The organism is Minwuia sp. (assembly GCF_048263705.1).
In the GTDB taxonomy this organism is placed as follows: Bacteria; Pseudomonadota; Alphaproteobacteria; order Minwuiales; family Minwuiaceae; genus Minwuia.
This window is the reverse complement of sequence record NZ_JBLXDV010000001.1, coordinates 324,033-349,917: the sequence shown is the minus strand read 5'-3', so window position 1 is coordinate 349,917 and position 25,885 is coordinate 324,033. Positions and strand designations below refer to the sequence as shown.

22 protein-coding genes are annotated in these 25,885 nt (G+C 63.3%); 7 read left to right on the top strand and 15 right to left on the bottom strand.

Annotated elements, in window-relative coordinates; all coding sequences use genetic code 11:
* Window positions 1–5: 5 nt before the first annotated feature.
* The 7 genes from ACN0X7_RS01490 to dnaK form a co-directional block, all read right to left on the bottom strand.
* Window positions 6–2,465 carry a heparinase II/III domain-containing protein gene (locus ACN0X7_RS01490; protein ID WP_417513358.1) on the bottom strand — a complete coding sequence of 820 codons (2,460 nt, stop codon included), beginning with the start codon at window positions 2,463–2,465 and terminating at the stop codon, window positions 6–8.
* Complete coding sequence (locus ACN0X7_RS01485; RefSeq protein WP_417513356.1) at window positions 2,449–4,458, bottom strand: HD-GYP domain-containing protein; 2,010 nt, start codon at window positions 4,456–4,458, stop codon at window positions 2,449–2,451. The genes ACN0X7_RS01490 and ACN0X7_RS01485 overlap by 17 nt, the downstream gene beginning before the upstream one ends.
* Window positions 4,459–4,552: 94 nt before the next feature.
* Entirely contained in the window at window positions 4,553–4,972 is a 420-nt protein-coding gene (locus tag ACN0X7_RS01480) for a DUF1489 family protein (protein ID WP_417513354.1), read from the bottom strand.
* Window positions 4,965–6,347 carry an SLC13 family permease gene (locus ACN0X7_RS01475; protein WP_417513352.1) on the bottom strand — a complete coding sequence of 461 codons (1,383 nt, stop codon included), beginning with the start codon at window positions 6,345–6,347 and terminating at the stop codon, window positions 4,965–4,967. Before ACN0X7_RS01475 ends, ACN0X7_RS01480 begins: the two co-directional genes overlap by 8 nt.
* Window positions 6,348–6,404: 57 nt before the next feature.
* The gene (locus ACN0X7_RS01470) at window positions 6,405–6,731 is read right to left on the bottom strand and encodes a phosphoribosyl-ATP diphosphatase (RefSeq protein ID WP_417513350.1); all 327 of its coding nucleotides are present in this window, start codon (window positions 6,729–6,731) and stop codon (window positions 6,405–6,407) included.
* 24 nt (window positions 6,732–6,755) lie between these two features.
* A complete protein-coding gene (dnaJ, locus tag ACN0X7_RS01465) occupies window positions 6,756–7,898 on the bottom strand; it encodes a molecular chaperone DnaJ (protein WP_417513348.1) in 1,143 nt (380 codons plus the stop codon).
* Between the two features lie 163 nt (window positions 7,899–8,061).
* Window positions 8,062–9,993, bottom strand: a complete 1,932-nt coding sequence (gene dnaK / locus ACN0X7_RS01460) for a molecular chaperone DnaK (RefSeq protein WP_417513346.1) — start codon at window positions 9,991–9,993, stop codon at window positions 8,062–8,064.
* A gap of 197 nt (window positions 9,994–10,190) precedes the next feature.
* On the opposite strand from dnaK, the gene ACN0X7_RS01455 reads away from it, so the two are divergent.
* Window positions 10,191–11,039, top strand: a complete 849-nt coding sequence (locus tag ACN0X7_RS01455) for an endonuclease/exonuclease/phosphatase family protein (protein WP_417513344.1) — start codon at window positions 10,191–10,193, stop codon at window positions 11,037–11,039.
* Here the strand turns inward: ACN0X7_RS01455 and ACN0X7_RS01450 are convergent.
* From ACN0X7_RS01450 to ACN0X7_RS01440, 3 genes are read right to left on the bottom strand one after another with little or no spacing between them, the layout of a single operon-like run.
* On the bottom strand, window positions 11,025–12,659 hold the full coding sequence (locus ACN0X7_RS01450; RefSeq protein WP_417513342.1) for an AMP-binding protein: 1,635 nt from the start codon (window positions 12,657–12,659) through the stop codon (window positions 11,025–11,027). The genes ACN0X7_RS01455 and ACN0X7_RS01450 overlap by 15 nt on opposite strands.
* Window positions 12,656–13,135, bottom strand: a complete 480-nt coding sequence (locus tag ACN0X7_RS01445; RefSeq protein ID WP_417513340.1) for a MarR family winged helix-turn-helix transcriptional regulator — start codon at window positions 13,133–13,135, stop codon at window positions 12,656–12,658. The genes ACN0X7_RS01450 and ACN0X7_RS01445 overlap by 4 nt, the downstream gene beginning before the upstream one ends.
* A 3-nt stretch (window positions 13,136–13,138) precedes the next feature.
* Window positions 13,139–15,433, bottom strand: coding sequence for a bifunctional salicylyl-CoA 5-hydroxylase/oxidoreductase (locus ACN0X7_RS01440; protein WP_417513338.1), 2,295 nt, complete (start codon window positions 15,431–15,433; stop codon window positions 13,139–13,141).
* A gap of 151 nt (window positions 15,434–15,584) precedes the next feature.
* On the opposite strand from ACN0X7_RS01440, the gene ACN0X7_RS01435 reads away from it, so the two are divergent.
* The 6 genes from ACN0X7_RS01435 (at window position 15,585) to ACN0X7_RS01410 (ending at window position 20,981) form a co-directional block, all read left to right on the top strand.
* Entirely contained in the window at window positions 15,585–16,358 is a 774-nt protein-coding gene (locus ACN0X7_RS01435; protein WP_417513336.1) for a (Fe-S)-binding protein, read from the top strand.
* 63 nt (window positions 16,359–16,421) lie between these two features.
* Window positions 16,422–16,853, top strand: a complete 432-nt coding sequence (locus ACN0X7_RS01430) for a hypothetical protein (protein WP_417513334.1) — start codon at window positions 16,422–16,424, stop codon at window positions 16,851–16,853.
* Between the two features lie 17 nt (window positions 16,854–16,870).
* Entirely contained in the window at window positions 16,871–18,292 is a 1,422-nt protein-coding gene (locus tag ACN0X7_RS01425) for a LutB/LldF family L-lactate oxidation iron-sulfur protein (RefSeq protein ID WP_417513332.1), read from the top strand.
* On the top strand, window positions 18,285–18,788 hold the full coding sequence (locus ACN0X7_RS01420; protein ID WP_417513330.1) for a hypothetical protein: 504 nt from the start codon (window positions 18,285–18,287) through the stop codon (window positions 18,786–18,788). The genes ACN0X7_RS01425 and ACN0X7_RS01420 overlap by 8 nt, the downstream gene beginning before the upstream one ends.
* A gap of 92 nt (window positions 18,789–18,880) precedes the next feature.
* Complete coding sequence (locus tag ACN0X7_RS01415; RefSeq protein WP_417513328.1) at window positions 18,881–20,083, top strand: pyridoxal phosphate-dependent aminotransferase; 1,203 nt, start codon at window positions 18,881–18,883, stop codon at window positions 20,081–20,083.
* 88 nt (window positions 20,084–20,171) lie between these two features.
* On the top strand, window positions 20,172–20,981 hold the full coding sequence (locus tag ACN0X7_RS01410) for a transglutaminase-like domain-containing protein (RefSeq protein ID WP_417513326.1): 810 nt from the start codon (window positions 20,172–20,174) through the stop codon (window positions 20,979–20,981).
* 30 nt (window positions 20,982–21,011) lie between these two features.
* Here ACN0X7_RS01410 and ACN0X7_RS01405 read toward each other — a convergent pair whose 3' ends face one another.
* From ACN0X7_RS01405 to ACN0X7_RS01385, 5 genes are read right to left on the bottom strand one after another with little or no spacing between them, the layout of a single operon-like run.
* Window positions 21,012–22,031, bottom strand: a complete 1,020-nt coding sequence (locus ACN0X7_RS01405; RefSeq protein ID WP_417513324.1) for an alpha/beta fold hydrolase — start codon at window positions 22,029–22,031, stop codon at window positions 21,012–21,014.
* Between the two features lie 51 nt (window positions 22,032–22,082).
* On the bottom strand, window positions 22,083–22,706 hold the full coding sequence (locus ACN0X7_RS01400; RefSeq protein WP_417513322.1) for a LysE family translocator: 624 nt from the start codon (window positions 22,704–22,706) through the stop codon (window positions 22,083–22,085).
* A gap of 25 nt (window positions 22,707–22,731) precedes the next feature.
* Window positions 22,732–24,210 carry a P-loop ATPase, Sll1717 family gene (locus tag ACN0X7_RS01395; protein WP_417513320.1) on the bottom strand — a complete coding sequence of 493 codons (1,479 nt, stop codon included), beginning with the start codon at window positions 24,208–24,210 and terminating at the stop codon, window positions 22,732–22,734.
* Between the two features lie 42 nt (window positions 24,211–24,252).
* Complete coding sequence (locus tag ACN0X7_RS01390) at window positions 24,253–24,564, bottom strand: hypothetical protein (protein WP_417513318.1); 312 nt, start codon at window positions 24,562–24,564, stop codon at window positions 24,253–24,255.
* Window positions 24,561–25,877: an acyclic terpene utilization AtuA family protein gene (locus tag ACN0X7_RS01385; protein ID WP_417513316.1), complete on the bottom strand. Its 1,317-nt coding sequence runs from the start codon at window positions 25,875–25,877 to the stop codon at window positions 24,561–24,563. Before ACN0X7_RS01385 ends, ACN0X7_RS01390 begins: the two co-directional genes overlap by 4 nt.
* Between the last annotated feature and the right edge of the window lie 8 nt (window positions 25,878–25,885).

Below are 25,885 nucleotides of genomic sequence, written 5' to 3'. Positions count from 1 at the left end.
GCGGCTCAACGCGCACCCAGTCTGAGCGCCCGGCCCGCCGTCAATGTTCGCGGCGGCACGGCACACTGCTCGGGGGTCAGGGGATTGCCGTTCAGACGCAGATGCAGATGGCCCTCGCCAATGGAGCCGGAGAAGTCACCGGCCTCGAAAGCATGGTACCCATTGTCCCGCGGTGTCGCACGCACCTCGCCGGAGGCCGCCTGCCCCATCCGGATCGCCGTCAGCATCGTCAGCGTTCGGGACTTCTTTTCCGTGCTGAAGGTGCCGTGATACTGGTCGGCCGCCTTGCCCATCAGCCGCGTGTCCGGCTTTTCAGCGAAGCCGGATGACAGGTTCAGTTTCATGTCCGGACCGTCCAGGATCCGGATTTCCGCTTCCGCATCGCCATTGCGGATGAGCGCCCGATGATGTCCGGGTGAGACAATCGGGACGGCGGCGTGAAAGTTCCATTCCCAGCGTCGCGGCTGAGCGGATTCCATGTGATCGAACACCAGCAGGTGACCGTTCGGCAGATACAGCAGGGTCCGCTCCGCCTTGCGCATCTCGTCACCGTAGGCCTTCGCGGCCTGCCCGGTCAGCTTCACCGCACCCGCGCAGCGCCAGTAGTCTGTCAACCGTCCGGCAGCGCCCGGATCGTCGATCGGCTGGCCCTGGCCACCGTCGTAGGTGATGGCGTTGTGTGCTCTGGTCTGGCGGGTCCAGCCGTTGTGGTGCGCCGACCGGTACCCGTCATAATATCCGCTGTCGATCAGCAGCGGCTTGCCCCGCCCCATGACCACGAACGAATTCTGGTCCGCGTGACTGTGGCTGAACGAACCGAACTGGCTGGACTTGAACAGCACGGAATAGCGGTCCTCGTCCATGACGCTGCTGTGGATCGCCGCCCAGCCGATGTCGGGGAAGATGGCCGCCGAGGGTATGGTCTCCGCGGCACGTGGCTGGTCCGGTGCGTCCAGCGTACCGCCGAACAGGCGCGGCCAGAGCAGCGCATTGGACAGATCCTCGGTGTCGTCGTCCGGGCCGCCTGCGTGGTTCTGCCATGCGGCCAGCAGCGGTTGTGCGAACTCGCTCCGGCCCCGTTCGACGTAGAGCCGCGCGATCTCGGCCCAGAGTTCCGGCCGCAGCTTCTCGCCACCGTCGCCAAACCCCGCCTGAGCGATTCCCGGCGGCGTGAAATAGGTGAGAAACTCCGCGAAGTTGCGCACCCATGCGGTCTCGAAATAGCGGAACCCGACGGCGTTCTGGATGATGTCCCAGCTGTCGACATGGTTGACGAATTCCCAGACGCCGTAGTTCACGCCGTTGGAATAGCCCCCGTCGCCGCCGCCCCACGGCGTCACGATGGTCGAGACCAGAGGGTAGGTCTCGCGGAACCAGAGAATGGCACGGTCCGAGTCACCCGCCATCATCGCCGAGATCGCCAGCACGTGTGTCGCGATCTGGAAACCGTGGCTGCTGAGCGTGAACTGGCCGAGGTTGCCCCGGTCGTTCAGCAGGAAGAAGTCGAAGGCGGCCTGGGTCCGGAATTCCACATGCCGGCGCACCTCGGCGCGCAGGCCCCCGTCCATCTCGCGATACAGGATATCGAACGCACGGGCGACGGTCTTGGCGACGCGGATGTTCAGCAGATCATCGCCCGCGTGACCGGTGCGGCCGAACGCGTCGAAGGAAACCACACCTCTCAGATAGGTCAGGCCGATGTCGGCGGCGCGTTTCCGGGTGCGTTCGTCACGATGCAGCAAATAGACCGCCAGCGCATCGTTCAGCCTGCGCATCAGCTGACGCATGTGACTGCGCACCTTGCGGCTGCGCGCGATGCCGTCCCCGGTGGCGGAGACCTGTTTGCGCAGATCAGCGAACTTCGCCGCCGCGCCCGCTTCCTTGCCGAAGCGCCGCTCGACCACGGCAAAGACGTCCTTCTGCGCGCGGTTGAGGTTGCGGAACCCCTGCGCCAGTGAGCGTGGCCGGCTGCCTTCCTCGGCGGTCGCGAAGGCGGTCCAGACGTCCGGCACAACCAGCGGAATCGCGTCCTTGCGCACCTCGAAACGCCGGGGTGTCGACCAGCCTTCGTTCTGTTCCGCATTGCGCGGACGGCCCACCTGGTCCAGTTGCCTGACCCGCCAGTTGAAGGTACCGGACGGCATCGGCTTGTCGGGGCGAAACAGGTTGCTGGTGGTGACGAAATTCAGAAACGGCTCGCCGTTGCGGTCGATGCGGACCTCGAAGGAATAGCGGAAACGGTTGGACTTCCAGCCGAAGACCGGCGGGTTCTCCAATTGAACCGAACCGTCCTCGGGCAGTTCCCGCAGTTCCTTCCTGGTCAGCGGCGTCAGCCAGTCCTCCACCTCGCGCGGGACGGTGGGCGGGTTCTGATGCGGATCGAAGACCTCCGCGGCCAACCCGGCACCCGGCGCACAGAGCGCGCCGATCAGGGCCCAGCAGAAGCGATCAGGCTTCATGGCCATCGCTTTGTTCGACGGCCTGCACAAGCGCGGCAACGACACTGCGATCCCAGACGGTGCCCGCCTGCGACCAGAGCTGTTCGATGGCATCCTCGCTGGAAAAGGCCGCACGGTGCGCCCGTTCGCTGATCAGTGCGATGTAGGCGTTGGCGAGCGACACGATCTGCGCGGTGACGATGAATTCCGCTCCCTTCAGCCCCTGCGGTCGTCCCGATCCGTCCAGTCTCTCCTGCATCTGTCGCAGGGTCTGGACCACAGGCCCGTCGAAACTGACGGCATCCACCAGATCCGCCGAAACCAGTATGCTGTCGCGGATCAGCGCGCGCTCTTCGACGGTCAGGTTCCCGGTCTTGGTCAGCAACTCCGGATCGATCCGAAGCTTGCCGAGGTTCATCAGCCGCGCCGCGGTCTCGGCGGCCATGACCTCGGTTGAATCGAGTCGCATCTGCTCCGCCATGGCGCGCGACAGCGTCGCGACACGGCGGGAGTGATGGGCCGCATAGGTGTCGCGGGCGTCGATCAGGTCGACCAGCACATTCACCAGCGAATCAAGCTGGGCCGAGCGCGCCTCACGCTCGACGACCACCTCGGTCATGTCTTCGGAGACCAGCAGCACGCTATCGCCATCCAGTGGTACATGCGATCTGAGCACGACATGGCGGCCGTCCGTTTCATGACGGTCGTCCAGGTGCTTGATGGTCTCGCGGGTCTGGCGGGCCTCGTCGTTGGCGGTCAGCAACGGGCCGGCGCGTCCGGGCCCGAACACGCCGATCAGGTCCTTTCCCTCCGCCTCGTCAGCGTCCAGACCGGTTGCCTTCAGGGCCGCCCGGTTTCCGAACAGAATGCGGTCGGACGGGTCGACGGCGAGAATACCGTTGGGCACCGCATCGGTCAGACGCTGCAGCAGATGACTCAGCCGGTCGGATTCCCGCAGCGCGACCGACAGGTCGGAGGCCGCACTGGCCAGTCGGTCGCTGATCGCATGCTTCCAGACCGCGACGACGGCTGCGGCACCCAGCAGGACAGCGAGCAGAAGCACGCCAGCCATCAGCCAGATCCGCCGCTCGCCGCCGGAAAGCGCTTCATTGCGCCCGATCATCCGAATCAGCGTCCACTCCGGGTCATTCAGAACACGGCTGACGGCAAGCACACGCTTGCCCGCAGGCCCGGTGAATTCTCCGAATCCGCCCGCACGTCCGGCGAGTTGCGTGACCGACTTGCGCGGCGTGCCGATCTCGCTCAGGCCGGTATCGACCTGTACGACGCTGTCGCCGATCCCCTGCAGCAGAAGCACGGCGGCATCACCGGCGAGGTCGCCGGGCTGGCGCAGCAGATCGAAGAACCGCGCGTCCAGCGCGCGGATGCCGACGACATATCCGATCGGGTCGGAGGTAACGCCCTCGGATGGCATCACCGGTGCACGGAAGGCGACCATCGCCTGACCGTCAGCCGACCGGAACGCGGGCGCGGTTGCAATCCGCCGACGGTTGCCGTCTTTCGGAAAGGCAAGCACGGGCGGATCCTGATCCATCGTGCGCGCGACCGGATTCGAATCCGCATCCAGCAGAACAAATCCGCCGGGGGTGCGGTCGTCGCCGGATGCGCCTTCATATCCGGCGCGCACGGCCTCTCCGACCAGCAGGTCCTCGACATAGATCAGGCGGCTGTCCACGGCCTCGGATGGCACATCCGGGTCCGCCCGGTCGATCAGAAAGAACTGGACGGCCCTGTTCGATGCCAGAGATGCGACCTCCCGGCGGCGCTGGTTCAGCCAGCCTTCGACCGCCGCTACACGGCTGTCCGCCACAATGCCCAGCCGCACTTCCCACTCCGCACGCAGGCGGTCGCTTTCATTGTCGGCATAGATCAGGATGCCCGCCATCGCGGCGACCGAGATACCGATCAGTGTGGCCAGCGCCAGAAAGGCGCGCCTCCGGATGCTCCGGCGTTCGCGGCGAATTGGATCGGCTGGCCCGGTGGCAACTGCGTCCGTCATCTGTCTGGCGCTCCGCAATACGGATGATGTGAGAGAACATCCGACTATGACCGGACAGGGTTAACGCTTCCTTTGCACCGGATTAATCGCCGGTTCAGGAAAGTCCGATTTCCCTGAGATGCGCACGCAACTCTTCCGGCAGATCGTCCTCCACCTGACCGGGCCGCAGATCGGGCGGTGCATCTTTCGCTTCCAGATAGCGCCAGCCCTGATGCGGTCGCCGCGCCCACGGTTCGGTGCGCACCAGTTCCGCGTCGAACACCAGGCCGCACTTCATGCCGTCATCGGTCTGGATACGCTCAAGGTCGATGATGCGCTGCCGCACCCGGATCGCGCCGGCGATCACCCAGTAGAGCGATCCGCCGTTCAGCACCTCGTCATCGCGGCGCGGCCGATTGCGGGTGACATGGCGCAGGATTTCGCCGCGGGCCGCGCGCGCAGCCTGATAACTTTCAAGCTGTTCGACGCGATCCACGCCGACGCACAGTTTGACCAGATGAACGCGATCAGCCATCGAACATGCCCAGCGCCTGCCACCAGAGATAGTCCAGCGGCAGCAGGATCAGCAGGGTGACGACGGCCAGCACCAGCGTCGCCTTCACCCCCTGCGCCATTGGCACGCCGCCCAGCTGCAGGCCGACGACCACGGGCGGCACCTGATACGGCAGGATCACCGTCGAGAAGGCCAGCAACTGCATCATCACCACGCTTTTCAGCGGCAGGTCCATGGCAGTGGCAAGCTCGCCCGCCAGCGGCGTCCAGACGGCAGGTACGGTCGGTGCCGTGCCCAGCAGGCTGGTAACGATCGACGCACCGACGATGGTGGCGAAGTTGCCGAAATCATCATCCGGCTGCAGACCGGCAATGGAAAGGAATGCCTCGGCGACCCGGTCGGCAAACCCGCTCGACGTGACGACGGCCCCCAGCGACAGCACGCCCGCGATGAACAGCAGCGGCCTGATCTGGATCGCATCGCCGATCTTCTCGGCTGAGATCAGACTGAACGGCGGCAGGAAACAGAGCACGCCCGCGAACAGCGCCACCCAGGCGGGCGAGACGCCGTGCAGGAAGTCGGTCGCCCACAGCGCCAGCGCGCCGACCAGAATGATCGCGAGCCGTTTTTCCTCCGGCCCCAGCCGGGTGGATACGGTATCGGCGGCACCGATATCCGGCAACCTGTCGGGAAACATGGTCCGGGTGATCAGCACGATGAAGGCGGCCTTCAGCAGTCCCAGCACAGGAAAATGCAGAAACAGGAACTCGCCATAGGTGATGTGCAGCCCGTACAGCGTGTCCGCATTGCCCAGCATCACCAGATTGGGAACATTGGCGGGCAGGATGCCGAAGCCCGGAATCACGGCGGCCAGCGCGGCGGTGATCGTGATGCCGAGGCGTCCGTTGCTGCCCGGCTCGAAACGGAAAGCCTCCGCCAGACTGACCGCCACGGGCATCAGCAGCACCACGCGTCCGGTCGATGACGGCATGACAAAGGACAGCGCCAGCGCGACCGCGACAATGCCGACGAGGATGCCGGAATAGGACACCCCCATGCGCAGCGCCATCGCCCGCGCCAGCCGCGCGCCAAGTCCGGTCTTGCCCACGGCGGACCCCAGGATCATGCCGCCGAACAGCAGCCAGAACGCGCCGGCCGAAAACCCGGAGAACACCGCCGGAGCCTCGGCAATCCCAAAGACCATGGCCGCCAGGAAGAACAGCAGCGTGGTGACATGTTCGGCCAGAATTCCCGTCGCCCACATGCCGACGACGGCAAGCGCAAGTGCGCCGCCCAGGGCAGCACCGGACGGCATCGTCGCCTCCGGCAGCGTCAGGACGAAGATCGCCGCCGCAAAGAACGGCATCGCCAGCAGATGATTGATACGAAGGGCCAAGCGTGTTCCTGCGGCATCCAGAACGAGGGAGACAACCCCCGGATTCGGGGATACCGACTATGGCTGGCGTGACGCCTTCTCGGCAAGCCCGGAGGTGCCTTCGCGCGCACGCAGCACCTCCATGACCTCATCGGGCTGGATGCCCAGGTGGGACCAGAGGATCGTCAGGTGAAACAGCAGGTCAGCGCTTTCCAGGATGGTGTCCGCGCGACCCTGCGAGACCGCAGCGAGTGCCGTTTCCAGACCTTCTTCCCCCACCTTCTGGGCGATCTTGCCGACGCCCTTGTGGTGAAGTTTCGCGACGTAGGATTCAGCCGGGTCCGACGTCTTGCGCTGTTCGGCCACGTCGAACAGGCGTTGCAGGATATCGAAATCGTTCGCCATGTGCGTACCCCCCCGCGCAACCGGTCAGTCGGTCAGATCGGACCAGAATTCCTTGACCTTGCCCATGAAACCTTCGGTCTCGGGGCTGTTCGCCCGGCTGGATGACGCCTCTTCCTCGGCGAATTCCTTCATCAGTTCCTTCTGACGCTTTGTCAGATTCACCGGCACCTCGACCTGGGTCTCGATATGCAGATCACCGTATGCACCGCCGCGCAGTTGCGGCATCCCCTTGGAGCGGAGCCGGAACTGCTTGCCGCTCTGCGTCCCGGCGGGAATGGTCACCTTGGTGCGGCCGCCGTCGATCGACGGCACCTCGACCGATCCGCCCAGCACCGCCGTCGTCATCGGTATCGGCACCCGGCAATAGAGGTTCATGCCGTCGCGTTCGAAAATCGGGTGCGGCGCCAGCGTCAGGAAAATATAGAGATCGCCGGGCGGGCCGCCGCGCGCGCCCGCACCGCCCTCGCCCGAGAGGCGAATACGCGTGCCTTCCTCGACGCCCGGCGGCACATTCACCGACAGCGTCTTTTCTTCCTCGATCATGCCCTGACCGTGGCAGTCGCCGCAGGGATCCTGGATGACCTGCCCCTGTCCGCCACACTGCGGGCAGGTGCGCTCGATCATGAAGAAGCCCTGCTGGACGCGGACCTTGCCAGCCCCCTGGCACCCGCTGCAGGTGACGGGGGCAGAGCCGGGCTTGGCACCCGTGCCGGAGCAGGTTTCGCAGTTCTTGGCCGCAGGGATCGTGATCTGGACCTGCTTGCCGATGAACGCATCGTCGAGCGTGATCTCAAGGTTGTAGCGCAGGTCATCGCCCCGGGCCGGTCCGCCGCGCCGCCCGCGCCCGCCGCCCATGAACTCGCCGAACAGATCGTCGAAGATGTCCGAGAAGGAATGCGCGAAGTCGGCACCGGACGCGCCACGCCCGCCCATGCCGCCCTGTTCGAACGCGGCGTGGCCGAACCGGTCATAGGCCGCGCGTTTTTCGGGGTCGCGCAGGATGTCGTAGGCTTCGGAAAGTTCCTTGAAGGTCTGCTCTGCCTGCGCATCGCCCGGATTCCTGTCCGGGTGATACTGCATCGCCTTCTTGCGGTAGGCGCGCTTCAGTGTCGCTTCGTCAGCGTCGCGTTCCACGCCCAGCAAGTCATAATAATCGGATCTGGCCATCAATAGCTTTTCATGTCTGCGATGAATTCAGGAGCAACCGGGAACATCTGCTGCCGAAACGATCCGCCGTGCATATCGAACACGAAGCGCTTGTCCGACCGTCCCCGTCAACCACAAAGGAAAGCGGCCCGGCAGAACCAGGCCGCTTCCATCATGCATCCGGTCAGGCCGACTTCTTCTTGTCGTCGTCGTCGACTTCCTCGAAGTCGGCATCGACGATATCGTCGTCGGCCTTTGCCTGCTCATCGCCAGGCTGGTCCGTCGACGCGCCGTCCTCGGCGCCCTCGCCCTGCTGTGCGTAGAGCTGCTCACCCAGCTTCATCGAGAGCTGTGCCAGCGCCTGGGACTTGGCGTTGATCTCCTCGACATCGTCACCTTCCAGCGCGGTGCGCAGGTCGGTGATCGCCGTCTCGATGTTCGCCTTGTCGTCGGCGGCTACCTTGTCGCCCAGTTCGGCCATGGTCTTCTCGGTCGAATTGATCAGGCCCTCGGCCTGGTTGCGGGCCTCGGCCTGCTCGCGGCGCTTCTTGTCCGCGTCGGCATTGGCTTCCGCATCCTTGACCATCTGGTCGATCTCGCCATCGGACAGACCGCCGGACGCCTCGATCCGGATCGCCTGTTCCTTGTTGGTCGCCTTGTCCTTGGCGGACACGTTGACGATACCGTTGGCATCGATGTCGAAGGTGACCTCGATCTGCGGCACACCGCGCGGTGCCGACGGGATACCGACCAGATCGAACTGACCGAGTATCTTGTTGTCGGCAGCCATTTCGCGCTCACCCTGGAACACCCGGATGGTCACGGCGGACTGGCCGTCTTCTGCGGTCGAGAAAACCTGGCTCTTCTTGGTCGGGATCGTCGTGTTGCGGTCGATCAGGCGTGTGAACACGCCGCCCAGCGTCTCGATACCCAGCGACAGCGGCGTGACGTCCAGCAGCAGCACGTCCTTCACGTCGCCCTGCAGCACACCGGCCTGGATCGCCGCGCCCAGCGCCACGACCTCGTCGGGGTTCACACCGCGGTGCGGTTCCTTGCCGAAGAATTCGTGCACGGTCTCGATGACCTTGGGCATGCGGGTCATGCCGCCGACCATGACGACCTCGTCGATGTCGCCCGCCGACAGCCCCGCATCCTTCAGCGCGGCCTTCATCGGCGCCACCGTGCGCTTGATCAGATCACCGACCAGGCTCTCGAACTTGGCGCGGGTCAGCTTCAGCGTCAGGTGCTTCGGACCGGACTGGTCAGCGGTGATGTACGGCAGGTTGATGTCGGTCTGCGTCGACGACGACAGCTCGATCTTGGCCTTCTCCGCAGCTTCCTTCAGACGCTGCAGGGCCAGCTTGTCGCTGCGCAGGTCGATCGAGTTCTCCTTCTTGAACTCGTCGGCGAAATAGTTGACCAGCGCCATGTCGAAGTCTTCACCACCCAGATAGGTGTCGCCGTTGGTCGAGCGCACCTCGAACACGCCGTCACCGATTTCCAGGATCGAAACGTCGAAGGTACCGCCGCCCAGGTCGTAAACTGCGATCATCTTGCCGTCGCCGGACTTGTCGAGGCCATAGGCCAGCGCCGCCGCCGTCGGTTCGTTGATGATGCGCAGCACTTCCAGACCGGCGATCTTGCCGGCGTCCTTGGTGGCCTGACGCTGCGAGTCGTTGAAATAGGCGGGGACCGTGATGACGGCCTGCGTCACCGTCTCGCCCAGATAGGATTCAGCAGTTTCCTTCATCTTCTGCAGGATGAAGGCCGATATCTGGGACGGGGCGTACTTCTCGCCGCCCGCCTGCACCCAGGCATCGCCGCTGTCGGATTTCACGATATCGAAAGGCGAGGTCTTCTGCGCGTCGGCAACGACCGGGTCGTTGTGCGCGCGACCGATCAGCCGCTTGATTGCAAACAGGGTATTCGACGGATTGGTCACGGCCTGCCGCTTTGCAGCCTGGCCCACCAGACGCTCGCCATCATCCGAGAAGGCGACCATCGACGGCGTCGTGCGCGCGCCTTCGGCGTTCTCGATCACTTTGGCGTTGCTGCCATCCATCACGGCCACGCACGAGTTCGTGGTGCCGAGGTCAATTCCGATTACTTTAGACATTCATGCCTCTTCATGTTTGGCCGATGCGGTAGGCCCATCAGGCGCCGCCCACATCCCCGAGTTAGACATAGTGGTTCGACAAAGGTTTGGTGCGGTCGATATCCGTGTTGATCCCCGGATACCATCCCGCCGTCGAAGGCTATATAGGTTCCGACACCATGGCTCGCAACCCGGAGACTCCCATTCAAAGGCACAAGATGCTGCGCATCGCGACGTGGAATATCGGGCAGGCCCGGCTGGGGCTCGCCGGTATCAAACTGAAAGACGCGGTAGCACATGCATCGGCACGTGCCGGACCGACCGTCGAGGCCATTTCGGCCCGGCGCGACCGGGTCGATGTCTGGTTGCTTCAGGAGGCGTATGGCTGGCAGGTCCGAAGCCTGCTCTCGCGCCTGTCGGGGTACCGCGCAATCCATGGCCCGCGCCATCTGCGCGACACCGGCCTCGCGATCCTCGTGCGGACCGGCTGGCGCGTGGGCACGCCGCGCCACATCGCGTTCCCCGCGCTCGACTGGGTCGAAATCGCCATCGCCATGAAAGGCTGTCTTTCCGTGCAGGTCGAGACGCCGTTCGGACCGCTGCGTGTCGGGAACCTGCACACCAGCTACGACGGGCGCGGACGACAGTCCACCGCGGACCGGGCGCCGCCGCACCGTCGCAAACAGATCGCCATGGCGCTGGATCTGATGGAACATGAACCGGAGATGCCGATGCTGCTGGGCGGCGACTTCAACGCCAGTGCGCTGCACGAACCGGAAACCCATGCGGTCCTGACCGGTCGCGGCTGGCGCGACCTGTCGCTGACCACCGACCGCCGGGCCGCGGACGCGTGCGCAACCTGGTCCAACGCAAACCCGCTTGTGCCCCATTCCGAAACCTACCCGGATCAGGACATCGACCTGATCTGGGCGCGAGGTCTGCCATCGGGGTGCCGGGTCGGCACTTCGACCTTCATGACCGAACCCGTGGTGAAGACAGCGGACGGCCGGACGGTTCCGCTGTCGGACCACTACGGCCTGCTGGTCGATATCTCAGCTCCCGCGTAGCCGGAAGCGCTGGATCTTGCCGGTCTCGGTCTTGGGCAGGGCGTCGATGAACAGCACGGAACGCGGATACTTGTAGGGCGCGATGGCGGCTTTCACGTGATCCTGCAGCCGTTTGGCCGTGGCATCATTTGCCTGCACCCCGTCCTTCAGCACCACATGCGCCTGAACGATCGCGCCGCGTTCATCGTCGGGCACGCCGACCACGCCGCATTCAGCAACGTCCGGATGGGACAGCAGCGCTGCCTCCACCTCCGGTCCGGCGATGTTGTAGCCCGACGAGATGATCATGTCGTCGTTCCGCGCGGCAAAGTGGAAGTAGCCGTCCGCATCGCGCACGAAACTGTCGCCGGTGATGTTCCAGCCCTCGATCACATAGCTGGCCTGGCGGTCGTCCGAGAGATAACGGCATCCGGTCGGCCCGCGCACGGCCAGACGCCCGACCGTGCCGTCCGGCACGTCATTGCCGTCATCGTCGATGATCTTCGCTTCATAGCCGGTGACGACCCTGCCGGTGCAGGCCGGACGGTGGTCATCGAACCGGTTGGTGATGAAGATGTGCAGCATCTCGGTCGCGCCGATCCCGTCGAGCATCGGCTTGCCCGTCTTGGCCATCCAGTCCTCGTAGACCGGTGCGGGCAGTGTCTCGCCTGCCGATACGGCGGCCCGCAGGGATGACAGGTCCGCCCCCTCCTCCATCGCCGCCAGCATCGCGCGATAGGCCGTCGGCGCGGTAAAGCAGACGGTCGCCTTGTAGGTCTCGATGATCTCGACCATGTTCGGCGGCGTCGCCTGTTCCAGCAATGTGGCCGTCGCGCCAAACCGCAGCGGGAACACCGCCAGCCCGCCCAGTCCGAAGGTAAAGGCCAGCGGCGGAGAGCCGACGAAGACATCGTCCGGCGTCACCCCCAGAACCTCTTTCGCATAGCCGTCCGCGATGATCAGCAGGTCACGGTGAAAGTGCATGGTCGCCTTCGGCTCGCCCGTGGTGCCCGACGTGAAGCCCAGCAGCGCGACGTCGTCCCGCCCGGTCTTCACCGCATCGAACTTGACCGGCTTGTTCAGCGCGACGCGATCCAGTTCGGCGTCATGGTTGGCCGTGCCGTCGAACCCGACGACCTTTTCCAGGAACCGGTTGCCCTTCGCGCAGGCGACCAGTTCATCCATCAGGCGGGTGTCGCACAGCGCCAGCCTGATCTCGGCCTTGTCGACGATCTTCGACAGTTCCGCCGCCCGCAGCATCGGCATGGTGTTCACGACCACCGCGCCGGCCTTGGTCGCGGCCAGCCAGCAAGCCACCATCGCCGGATTGTTGGCCGACCGGATCAGCACGCGGTTGCCGGGCCGGACGCCATAGTCCTCGATCAGCGCGTGGGCGATCCGGTTGGTCCAGTCGGCCAGTTCCTTGTAGGTGCGGCGGCGGCCGTTCCCGATCAGCGCGGTGTTGTCACCGAACCCCTGTGCAACCAGGCGATCGGTCAGTTCGACACCCACGTTGATATGGTCGGGATAGTCGAAGCCCGAGAGCAGGAAATCCGGCTGCTGGTCTTCAGCCGGCAGATGATCCCGCGCGAAGGTGTCGGTATGGCCTGTCGGGCCGAGTGTCCGGGTCGGTGAGGTCATGATCCTGCTCCCTGCTCGATCTGATCGGCGATGCGCCGGAGGCTGGCGGCCAGCGTTTGTGCCTCGCCCGACGTCACGTCGGACAGCAACGTGTCGATCCAGCGCTCGTGCTGGACAGCCTGGGCGGCAAAGGCCTCGCGCCCCTTGCCCGTCAGCCGCACCAGCATCGCCCGCCGGTCGCCCTCGACCTGCGCGCGCACCACCTGCCCGTCCGCGACCAGCCGGTCGACAATGCCGGTGACATTGCCATTCGACACCCGCAGCGCGCCCGACAGTTCACTCATCTTCAGGCCCTGTTCGGCACGATAGAGTGCCGCCATGACATCGAAACGCGGCAGCGTCGTCGCATGCTCGGCCCGCATCCGCTCCCGGATCTCGCTCTCGATCATCCGCGACAGCTTCAACAGCCGCAGCCAGAGCCGGAGCCGGTGTTTCGACGGGCTGTCATTCGGACTGCGGCGTGCGGGAGACGGCATGGCTCAGACCTTCACGGCTTGTGGTTCGATTCGCTCGGCCAGACGCCAGAGCTGATCACGACCCGCTTCATAGGGCGCCGGCCATTTCTCATGCCGGTCACCGATTTCGGCACCGGCCCGCAACGTCCAGTAGGGATCGGACAGATGCGGCCGCGCCAGACAGACCAGGTCGGCCCGTCCCGCCATCAGGATCGAGTTCACGTGATCGGGCTCGTAGATGTTGCCCACCGCCATGGTCGGGATCCCGGCGGCATTCCGGATCCGGTCGCTGAACGGCGTCTGGAACATGCGGCCATAGACCGGATCAGCCTCGACCGAGGTCTGGCCCGCCGACACGTCGATGATATCTGCACCGGCGTCCGTGAAGGCGCGTGCGATCTCGACGGCATCGTCCGGCGTGATGCCATCGTCGCCCCGCCAGTCGTGCGCCGAGATCCGGACCGACATCGGCTTCCCGTCAGGCCAGGCCGCCCGCGTGGCCCTGAAGACCTCCAGCGGATAGCGCAGCCGGTTCTCCAGTGTGCCGCCATAGTCATCCGTCCGGCTGTTCGAGACCCCGGAAATGAACGACGAGATCAGATAGCCATGCGCCGCATGCAGTTCGATCATGTCGAAACCGGCGCGCGCCGCCATCTCCGTCGCCGCGACGAACTGATCACGCACCCGGTCCATGTCGGCGCGATCCATCTCCTTCGGCGTCTGGTTACGGTCCGACCAGGGAATCGCGGATGCCGAGATCAGCGGCCAGTTGCCGTCGGCCAGCGGCGCGTCCATCTCCTCCCAGCCCAGCTGCGTCGAGCCCTTGCGCCCTGCGTGGCCGATCTGGCAGCAGATCTTCGCATCGGTTTCGGCGTGCACGAAATCGACGATCCGCTTCCAGGCCGTTTCGTGAGCAGGCGCATAGAGACCCGGACAGCCCGGAGAGATCCGGCCATCGGCGGAAACGCAGGTCATCTCGGTATAGACCAGCCCGGCCCCGCCCTTCGCGCGCTCGCCCAGATGCACCAGGTGCCAGTCGGTCGGACAGCCGTCGACCGCCTTGTACTGCGCCATCGGCGAGACCACGACGCGGTTCTTGAGGCGCATGTCCCGCAGGCGGTAGGGCGCGAACATGGGCGCGCGCACCGGCTCGTTCGATCCGATACCCGCCTGCTGCTGGAACCAGCCCTCGGCGCTCTCCAGCCAGTCCGCATCCCTCAGCCGCAGGTTTTCGTGACTGATCCGCTGCGAGCGGGTCAGCAGGGAGTAGTTGAACTGGACCGGGTCCAGATGCAGGTAGCGCTCCACGTCCTCGAACCATTCCATCGAGTTCCGCGCGGCAGACTGCAGCTTCAGGACCTCGGTGCGTCGCTCGTCCTCATACTTCGCGAACGCCCGTTCCACCGACGGTTCGCTGTGCAGGTAATCGGCCAGCGCAATCCCGCTTTCCAGTGCCAGCTTGGTGCCGGAGCCAATGGAGAAGTGCGCGGTCGCCGCCGCATCGCCCATCAGGACAATATTCTCATGGTGCCAGCTTTCGCAGAGCACGCGGGGGAAGTTGATCCAGGCCGACCCGCGAATGTGGTTGGCGTTGGTCATCAGCGCATGTCCGTCCAGATGGTCCCGGAAGATCTCCTGCAGGACAGCGATGCTTTCCTGCTGGCTCATCTCGCCGAAACCATAGGCCGCGAAGGTCTCTTCCGAGCATTCGGCGATGAAGGTCGCGGTGTCATTGTCGAACTGGTAGGCGTGCGCCCAGACCCAGCCCTTCGGCGTCTCCTCGAAGATGAAGGTGAACGCCTGATCGAATTTCTGCTGCGTGCCGAGCCAGACGAACTTCAGCTTGCGCAGGTCCACGTCCGGGCGGAACCGATCGGCGAACTCCTTGCGGACCTTCGAATTCAGGCCATCGCAGGCCACCACGACGTCGAAGTCGGCGGCACAGTCCGCCGCGCTCTGCACTTCCGTCTCGAACCGCAGATCGACGCCCAGTTCGCGGGCGCGGTCCTGCAGCAGCAGCAGCAGCCGCATCCGCCCGATCCCGCAGAACCCGTGCCCTGTCGAGACCGTGCGTGTGCCCCTGTGCACGACCGCGATGTCATCCCAGTAGGCGAAATGCTCGCGGATGGCCTCGGCGGATCTGGCGTCATTCGCGGCCAGATTCCCGAGCGTCTCCTCGGACAGCACCACGCCCCAGCCGAAGGTGTCGTCGGGCCGGTTGCGTTCGAAGACCACCACCTCGTGCGACGGATCGCGCAGCTTCATCGAGATCGCGAAATACAGCCCCGCAGGACCGCCGCCCAGACACGCCACTTTCATCCGCCACGCTCCACATGTTTGTGCATCGGGAACGACGGTATGCACGCAACTGATTTATTTCAAGTTTGAAATATTTGACCCTCAACAATTTGCGCGCCGATCTTGCGAGAAGCGGCTGCACACCGTCGGAAATCTGCGCTATGACAGGCGCATGAGCATGCAGAAAACATCCCGCCCGAACGTCGGGCTGTTCGTCACCTGTCTGGTGGACCTGTACCGGCCGACCGTCGGCTTCGCGGCGGTGAAGCTGCTGGAGCAGGCGGGCTGCACCGTCGATGTGCCCCTGACCCAGACCTGCTGCGGCCAGCCCGCCTACAATTCCGGCGACCGCAGGAGTACCCGCGAGATCGCCCGTCAGGTGATCGAGGCATTCGAGGGATTCGACTATGTCGTGGCCCCGTCCGGTTCCTGCGGCGGGATGATCAGCCATCACTATGCCGAATTGTTTGCCGACGAACCGGACTGGCAGTTGCGGGCGAAGTCGCTGTCGGCGAAGACGCACGAGCTTGTCAGCTTCCTGACCGACATCTGCGGCGTGACCGAAGTGCAGGCGAAACTGGACGCATCCGTGACCTATCACGACAGCTGCTCGGGCCTGCGCGAACTGAAGATCAAGCAACAGCCGCGCCGCCTGCTGGGTACGGTCGACGGCCTGAGCCTGACCGAACTGCCGACCGCCGAGACCTGCTGCGGCTTCGGCGGCACCTTCTGCATCAAGTATTCAGACGTCTCGCTGGAAATGGTCCGGCGCAAGGCCGACGACATCGCCGCGACCGAGGCGGACCTGCTGCTGGCGGGCGACATGGGCTGCCTGCTGAACATGGCGGGCAAGCTGAAGCGCGACAGCTCGACCGTGAAGGCGCGGCACGTCGCCGAAGTGCTGGCCGGCATGACCGACACGCCCGCCATCGGGGAGGCCGAGTAAACACATACTGCTACAAAACAAGCTCAGATTTATCTCAGCAACAGGGGAGGGGAAGGCACAACCATGACTGAATTAGTGCAGCGCAAATCTCAGCCGAAATGGAAATACATTCTCGCGTTCATGATTGCGCTGATCGCGTCAAAATTCCTTGCGACTCCATTGATTTTCATAGTTGCTTCCACAATGAAAGATTCAAATCTATCGACAGTAATTGCCATCTCTTCATTATTGGAGGCGACAGTTTGGGTGATTGTTTGGATCTCCGTATATGCGATTTTCAAATCCCTCGATGGGAAGAAAGTAATTCCATATATCTGGGTTATAGGCATCATTGCCATAATCCTTAGCTATCTGAGCCTTCAAGGGCAGACAATCGAATATCAAGGGTCCACAGGAATAGGATATGCTACCTTCTTCCTCGCTTACATTGCAGCTTTGGGGATTATCTCGAGTTATCTCGGTCGGACACCGAAGCATCCGGCAACAGGGAAATAGGGCGTAGGACGCAGAAAATGCAGACCACCTCCCACCGCTTCAGGGAATCAGCCGCCAAGGCCATTCAGGACCCGCATCTGCAATCGGCGCTGAAGAACCTGCAGACCGGCTTCGTCGCGGCCCGGCAGCGCGCCGCCGACGGTCTGGGCGAGTTCGAGGCCATGCGCGATGCGGGCGTCGACCTGAAGAACCACATCCTGGCCAATCTGGACCTCTATCTGGCCATGTTCGAGGAACGGGTCACGGCCCAGGGCGGCACCGTGCATTTCTGCGCGACGCCCGAGGAGGCCCGCCAGACCATTCTGGATCTCTGCCGCGACTACGGCGCGAAGACGGTCACCAAGGGCAAGTCCATGGTCGCCGAGGAAATCGCGCTGAACGATCATCTGGAAGCCAACGGGATCGAACCCATCGAGACCGATCTGGGCGAATATATCATCCAGCTGGCCAAGGAACCGCCCAGCCACATCATCGGCCCGGCTGTCCACAAGACCAAGGACCAGGTCTCGGACCTTTTCCACGCACATCACGGCCAGTACGGCAAGACCGAGCGGCTGACCGAGGCCGAGGATCTGGTGAACGAGGCGCGCGAGGTCCTGCGGCAGAAATACTTCGACGCCGACGTGGGCATCACGGGCGCGAACTTCCTGATCGCCGAAACCGGATCGACCATCATCGTCACCAACGAAGGCAACGGCGACCTGACCCAGATGCTGCCGAAGGCGCACATCGTCATCTCGTCCATCGACAAGGTGGTGCCGACGCTGGAGGACGTCTCGACGATCCTGCGCGTGCTGGCGCGTTCGGCGACCGGTCAGGAGATGTCGGCCTACACGACGCTGTCGACCGGCCCGAAACGCGAAGGCGATCTGGACGGGCCGGAGGGCTTCCACGTCGTACTGCTGGACAATGGCCGCTCCGACCTGCTGGGCACCGAAAAGCAGGACCTGCTGCGCTGCATCCGATGCGGCGCCTGCATGAACCACTGCCCGGTCTATACGGCGGTCGGCGGGCACGCCTATGGCTGGGTCTATCCCGGCCCCATCGGCGCGGCACTGGACCCGCATTTCCTGGGCATCGAGGAAAGCCGTCACCTGCCGAATGCGTCGACCTTCTGCGGGCGCTGCCAGGAAGTCTGCCCGATGCGTATTCCGCTGCCGAAGATCATGCGGCACTGGCGCGAGGAAGCCTTCGAGAAGGGTCTGCCGCCCGCGAAGGAGCGCTATGGCCTGAAGCTGTGGTCCTGGGCCGCCCGGCATCCGTGGGCCTATCGCCTGGGCGCGCGGGTCGCCATGCGGGCCATGGGCCGCGCGGGCAGCGTGCGCGGCGGACGGTTCGAGAGCCTGCCCTTCGCCGGCGGCTGGACCAGAGGCCGCGACATGCCGGCACCCGAAGGGCGCACTTTCATCGATCGCTGGAAGGCGGGCGATCGTGGCTGACAGCGACGACGCGCCGCTGATCGACGCGCTGCGACAGGGACTGGAAACCGGGCAGGCCCGGCTGCATGTCAGCTATCGCAGGGCGCGCAAGGTGGACGGTTTCAGGGCGGCACTGGCCGCCGAGGTGGGCGATCGTGCCGTACTGATCCGCGATCATTTCATGAAGGCCGGGCTGGCCATTCTGCTGGTCTGGTTCTTCACCTCGCAGGCGCTCGACCTGGAAGCCATTCAGGTGCGTGTCTTCGGCACGCCGATGACATGGAGCTTTCTCAGCTTCGCGCTGGTTCTGCTGGCGCTGGTCATGTTCTATCGCAGCTACATCAAGCCGATACAGGGTGGACCGATGCACCGTGCCGCGCTGTCCTCGCCCGAGCTTTTCATCCGCCTCTGGCAGGCCGGCGCGCTGGCGATCATCCTGCCGTCCGGCGAGGACCGCATCTGCCAGTCCCCCCGAGGCGAATGGCGGCAGTACATACGCCGCGCCCTGATGTTTTGACGCGTCCGGCTTTTCTTGAATTGAGGGCTTCCCGGGCGTAGGGTCCGCGCGCCCTTCAGACGGAGGGGCGGATTCCAGAACGGAGAACTACCATGTCGATCCTCGCGTCGTCGCTCAGCCGCATCAAGCCCTCGCCGACCATCGCGGTCACGGCGAAAGCCCGCGAACTGAAGGCCGCCGGGAAAGACGTGATCGGTCTCGGTGCCGGTGAGCCCGATTTCGACACGCCCGACAACATCAAGGAAGCCGCGATCAACGCGATCCGCAACGGCCAGACGAAGTACACCGACGTCGGCGGTACGCCCGAACTGCGCCAGGCCATCGTCGGCAAGTTCAAGCGCGAGAACAATCTGGACTACACGCCCGACCAGATCATCGTCGGCACCGGCGGCAAGCAGGTGCTTTACAACGCCCTGATGGCGACGATGAACGAGGGCGACGAGGTCCTGATCCCCGCACCCTACTGGGTGTCCTATCCGGATATGGTGCTGCTGGCCGGCGGCGAGCCCGCCTTTGTCGAGGCCGGACCGAACCAGGGCTTCAAGCTGTCGCCGGAGGCGCTGGACAAGGCCATCACGCCGAAGACCAAGTGGCTGATCCTGAACAGCCCCTCCAACCCGACCGGTGCCGCCTACAGCCGCGAGGAACTGGCCGCGCTGGGCGAGGTCCTGAAGAAGCACGAGCATGTCTGGATCATGACCGACGACATGTATGAACACCTCGTCTACGGCGGCTTCGAATACACCACCATCGCCGAGGTCTGCCCCGATCTGTACGACCGGACGCTGACTGTCAACGGCGTCTCCAAGGCCTATGCCATGACCGGCTGGCGCATCGGCTATGCCGGCGGTCCGGTCGAACTGATCAAGGCCATGAACAAGATCCAGTCGCAGTCGACGTCGAACCCGTCATCGGTCAGCCAGGCCGCCGCGGTCGAGGCGCTGACCGGCCCGAACGACTATATTGCCGAGCGCAACGCGGTGTTTCAGGACCGCCGCGATCTGGTCGTGCGCATGCTGAATGAGGCCGTGGGGCTGCACTGCCCGACGCCGGAAGGTGCCTTCTACGTCTACCCGTCCTGCGCGGGCTGCATCGGCAAGACCACGCCCGACGGCAAGAAGATCACGAACGATACGGACTTCGTGACCTATCTGCTGGAAAGTGCCGGCGTGGCGACGGTGCAGGGCGAGGCCTTCGGCCTGACGCCGCACTTCCGCATCTCCTACGCGACCTCGACCGAGGCGCTGACCGAGGCCTGCACCCGTATCCAGAAGGCATGCGCCGCGCTGAAATAACGTCTGATCGTCCGCTCCCCGCCGGTACCGTCCCGGCGGGGCGGGCATCATTCCAGCGCTGACGGCGCAGCCGTGCTATCGTGGCGGCATGCGCATACAACTTGGCACGACCTTCACCTATCAGATGCATCAGCCGACGCCGATGATCATGCTTCTGAACGTCCATCATTCACGCGTCGGCATGCTGGAACGGCCCGATCACCTGCACAGCATTCCCGCCGTTCCGATCACCAGCTATCGCGACAGCTTCGGCAACTGGTGCAGCCGCCTGGTGGCACCGCCCGGCCAGTTCGTCCTGACCACGGAAACCGTCATCCAGGATTCGGGCGAACCCGATCCCGTCGACATGAATGCCTGGCAGACTCCGGTCGAGGACCTGCCGCCGGACGTGCTGATGTACATGCTCGGCAGCCGCTACTGCGAGACGGACAAGCTGTCGGACTTCGCCTGGCAGCAGTTCGGCAACACGCCGCTGGGGTGGGCGCGGGTGCAGGCGATCTGCGATTTCGTGCACAATCACATCACCTTCGGCTATCAGCATTCCCGCGCGACCCGGACGGCCGCCGAAGCCCTGCAAGAGGGCCGTGGCGTCTGCCGCGACTATACCCATCTGGCCGTGGCGCTCTGCCGCTGCATGAACATCCCGACCCGCTACTGCACCGGCTATCTCAGCGACATCGGTAAACCGCTGCCCCATCCGCCCGGCGATTTCGCGGCCTGGATGGAGGTCTATCTCAGCGGACGCTGGCAGACCTTCGATCCACGCAACAACACGCCCATGATCGGTCGTATTCTGATCGCCACCGGCCGCGACGCCGCCGACGTGCCGCTGACCCACACGTTCGGGCCGAACGAACTGACGGGCTTCGAGGTCATAACGGAAGAAATCGCGGGCTGAGCGGTCCGGGTCGCTCGACGCGGGCCGGTTTCACGATCCCCGCCAGTACTCGGGCAGCTTGCGCCCCAGCCATCTTGCCAGCGCGCTGTTGACGTCGCGCGGCCTCTCCTGCGCCATCCAGTGGCCGCTTTCGACGGTATGCTCCGTCAGATCGGAGCACCATTCCCGCATCGGATCGGCAAGACGGGAAACCAGCGTCTCGCAGGTCACATCGTATTTCGCGTGGATGAACAGCACCGGCATCGTCAGCCGCCACCGGTCACGGGCCTGCTCTGCGAAGGCCTGATTGGCGTCGCCGTTCATGTACCAGCTGTCCGGCCCGAAGAACCCGTTCCGCGTCAGCGCCGCCGCGTAGGCCGCCTCCTCCGCCGCGGAGATGACATTCGCATCGCGCGGCAAGTCCGGCGCGCCGCCGCCGCCGAACCAGCCGTTGGACGCCCGCACCGATGCCGTCCGTCCCGGCTTGTCCATCACGTCCGGACTGCCCGAGCGGAACAGGATGCGGACGGTGGCGGCCGGGTCGGCCTCGAACGCCGCGCAGGCCGCCTCGAAGTTCTCCCGATAGTACAGGAAGTAGTCCCACTGCCCGACCGGGAACCGGTCCTCGGGGTAGATATCGCGGTTCACCAGCGGCGCCAGCGTCTCCGGCGACAGGGCTTCCGGAAGGTAGGGCACACACAGGTTCGCGATCCCGAGGCAGCGTTCGGGGTGGTGCTGCGCCATCGCCCAGACGACGGGCGCGCCCCAGTCATGGCCGACCCAGATCGCACGCTCGGCCCCGATGTGATCCAGCAGTTCGACCATGTCCGCCACGATCTCTTCCAGGCAATAGTCACCATGCGTGTCGTAGCAGGATGACCGGCCGTATCCGCGCATGTCCGGCGCGATGGCGCGAAAACCAAGTCCGCCGAAGACAGGCAACTGTCCACGCCAGGAGATCGACAGCTCCGGCCAGCCATGCACGAAGATGATCGGCGTGCCATCGTCCGGGCCTGAGGCCAGGTAGAAGGTCGTGTGGCGCGCGGACTTCACCGCATGTTCGGTAATCATGATGGCCTCCCTCACCCGGCGCCGCCAACCGTGCGACCGCGACCGCAGATACTACGCCCGCCGCATGGCCGCTGTCAGCAGTCCGGCACCGATCAGGAAGCTGCCGCCGATGCGGTTGACCAGCCTCAGCGTCCGGGGTTCGCGGAACCGCTCGCGCAGGCTGCCTGCGGCGACCACCCACAGTGTCACGTTCAACGCGGCCAGCGTCAGGAAGGTGGCTTCCAGGATGACGAACTGCAGCAGGCCGGGTGCCGCCGGGTCGATGAACTGCGGCACGAAGGCGACGAAGAAGACGATGCCCTTCGGGTTCAGGGCGGTCACGAAATAGGCGTGCCAGAAGATCGCCCGGTTGCCGCCTTTCGCGGTTCCGGCTGTCACGGGATCCAGTTCGGGCTTCGCGCGCCACAGCTTGATGCCCAGCCAGATCAGGTAGGCCGCGCCGACCAGCTTCAGCACGGTGAACAGGGTCGCCGACGTGGCCAGGATCGCCCCCGCCCCCAGCAGCGACGCCGTCATGGCGGTGAAATCGCCCAGGGTCACGCCGGGCACACTGGCCCAGCCGCTCGACCTACCGCGCCCCAGCGCATAGGAGACGACCAGCATCACCGTCGGCCCCGGAATGGCCAGCAGCGCCGCACTCGCCAACGCAAACGCGATCCAGAGTTCAAGCGGCATCAAAAAATTTTGAAATATAATTGAGTCATTCTCGCCCCTCTAGATCCAACTTCCTAAATATGTCGCGCACATCGGTCGGCTGCAAAGCCCATCTATACGCTGGATGTATTTCCCAATTGAATCCAAAATCTGTAAATTGATTCTGCAATATTCTATTTTGGTCAAAAAATCTTCGTATTATATGACCATCATCATCAACACGAGCGGTAATGAAATCGATTTTATAAAGAAATTCAGCCAAGGAATTTGCATCAACTCGATTACCATTTACGAAAGCGAAATTTGCCTGCCTCATGATGTTTTTTATTTTCGTCACCAATTGATCATTTGTAAAAAGATAATTGTCCGATGTTCGAGTTTTAAGCTCTTCTTTTTTTCGCTTTCTGATAGCATTTGGCTTCATTCCGTAAATTAACTGTTCTATATTTTGCAGCTCTGATCGAAACTCGTTAATTATATCTTGAAGTCTTTCTCCCGAGTACGCTTCAAATGTGCCCCGGAGGTCCATAGTGGCTATTTTCGAATGACCATTACGTTGCGCCTCTCTACCCGAACCATATAGAAGCTTTACAAGATCACGCGGCCTTTTACGCGTTAACGACAAAAGCACGCGGTGCACTGCAACATTCTCCCATTTCCCCATTCCCTGAAAACGAGATTCAATTACTGGATCAAAATATCTGGCAACCTCCCTCTGTTGTTTACAAATAAGCTCTCCCTCATTCACTGATCTGCCAAAATATGACTCAATTCTCTTAGCAAACATCACAAGTATTTCATGGTTGTTCCAAATTAACGGAATAATCTGTCTTTCTATTTTATCAGTCGATTCATCAGATGTTCTTACCAAATAATAAACATCTGACCTCAATCCCAATCGGAACTTCAATTTTTCTTCCGATCCGACAAGATCTCTTATTGCATTTAAAAGCGCTGATATTCTGACGATATCTTCTCGACGAGCTTCCCACCCCCTATCCAAATCATCAATATACACAATTATCTCACCTTTATTCATATATCGATCTATTATTTGATTGGAGACAATATCTTGGACATTCCCTCCCCTTTTTCTAAGAATCTCGTCAATCGATCTAAATAATGATTTGGCGGTTTTTCCGATATTTTCGTTAAAATTCCTCCCTTTTGTTTCTATAAAATTCTCACATATATTTGTGTAAATTACGCTCAGTATCTTGTGTTTCCAAGATTCAATTAAAGAATTAAGATCTCCCCCTGATTCCGTCGCAATACCACGCAATTCATTGGGTTGTATCCATAAAGCCATCCTATTATTTTCTACATCTTCATAATACGCCACCTTCAATAACGCACTTTTACCAACCCCTTTGTGTCCAACCAGCACCCTAATCGGACGCCCCGATGTAAGGTTCTCATAAGCCTTGTTTCGGAAAAAATACGATTTTAGACGTTCTCTAGATTCGTTTTCCGCATCTTCTGCACCAAATAGTTCATGTAATGTATTATCATCAAAATTGATCATGGTCGTTTCCACGCTCGAAATTTAGAAAATGCCCAATCCATATTATAGGCAAATTTCCAGCAGAATTGCACTCCAGCTCTTGCCGTGGCCGTCCAGGTTCAGCGAGCCGTTGACGCCGCCGTCCAGTGCATCGGTCATGACGAAGTTCAGACCATGCAGGTTGGGCAGTTCGTGGCGCGTGACCGTGCCCTTCACCTGATCGCCGAAATGGGCCTTCACGGCTTCCGCCGTCACCTGCGTCCGGACGAGGTCATAATCCGCCGGGTCGTTCACCCAGACCGAGATGTTGGAGGTGTTGCCCTTGTCGCCGGCGCGGGCGTGGGCGATCTCGCGGAGGGGAATGGTCCTGCTCATGGCCCGAACACCTCGATGCGCGTCGGCACATCACCCCGAGGCAGGAAGGCGTCGTGGGTCACGACCGAGGGCGTCACGCGTCCCCGGAAGCCGCCACCGCCCGCCGGGCCGCAGCAGAGCAGGGATTCGACCTCCCACAGCAGGTTGTCGGCCCGTTCGCGATCCATGAACCGCCCGGCGATGCGCAGGCGCACGTCGGTCTCGGCGGACGGCACGCCATAGTCCTGATGCGCGTGCAGGCTGCTGACGCCGATCAGGTCGACGCGCAGATCTTCGGTGAAGCCGTGCACCTTGCGCAGACGGTGCTCGGCGACCTCGCCCGCCAGCCGCGCGCGATCGATGGCCCCGCGCCCGGCATAGGAGACCTCGCCTTCAGCCAGCAATCCGCCGTCGAAGGCCACGGTCACCTTCAGCGTATCCGGACGCGTCGCCCCGCCCGCACCGCTGACCGTCACGCGGTCCTGCCCGCGGTCATCGATCCGCACGCCGCTGAAATCGGCGGTGACATCGGGTGTCAGATAGCGCGCGGGGTCATGCACCTCGTACATCACCTGCTCCTTCACCGTCGCCGAGGTGACCATGCCGCCCGCGTCGGTCAGCTTGGTGATGGTCACGGTGCCGTCGGCGTCGATCTCGGCGATGGGATAGCCGACCATCGCGAGGTCCGGTACGTCCTTGTAGCCGGGGTCGGCGAAGTAGCCGCCGGTGATCTGCGTCCCGCATTCCATCAGATGCCCGACCAGCGTGCCCGCGCCCATCCGCTGCCAGTCGTCACCGGCCCAGCCGAAGCGATGGCGCAGCAGCGACAGGAACATGGACGGATCGGCCAGACGCCCGCCGATCACCAGTGAAGCCCCGCTCTCGATGGCAGGCAGCAGGGCGTCCGCACCGATGTAGGCGTTGGCCCCCAGCAGGGTCCGGTCCACATCGGCGACCGTCATCGCGCCGCCGTCCAGCGGCGTCTCCGGTCCGATCCGGTCGGTTACATCGTCGCCCAGCACGGCGGCCACCGACGCGCCTTCGATCCCCAGTCCCATGGCGACTTCCGCCGCGCGCAAGGGATTGGCGACCCCCATGTTGGTGACGATGGTGCATCCACCCGCCAGTGTCAGCGGCCAGACCGCCTTCAGCCTGGTTTCAAGCTGCGGGTTGTAGCCCTTCTGCGGGTCGGCACGCCGGTCCCGGTGCCCGAAGGCCAGCGTGCGTTCGCCGACGCACTCGAACACCAGCGCATCCAGTTCGCCATCGCGGGCCAGATCGACAGCCCCGTCCAGCCGGTCGGAAGAGAACCCGGCACCGCAGCCGATACGCATCGTCCCGC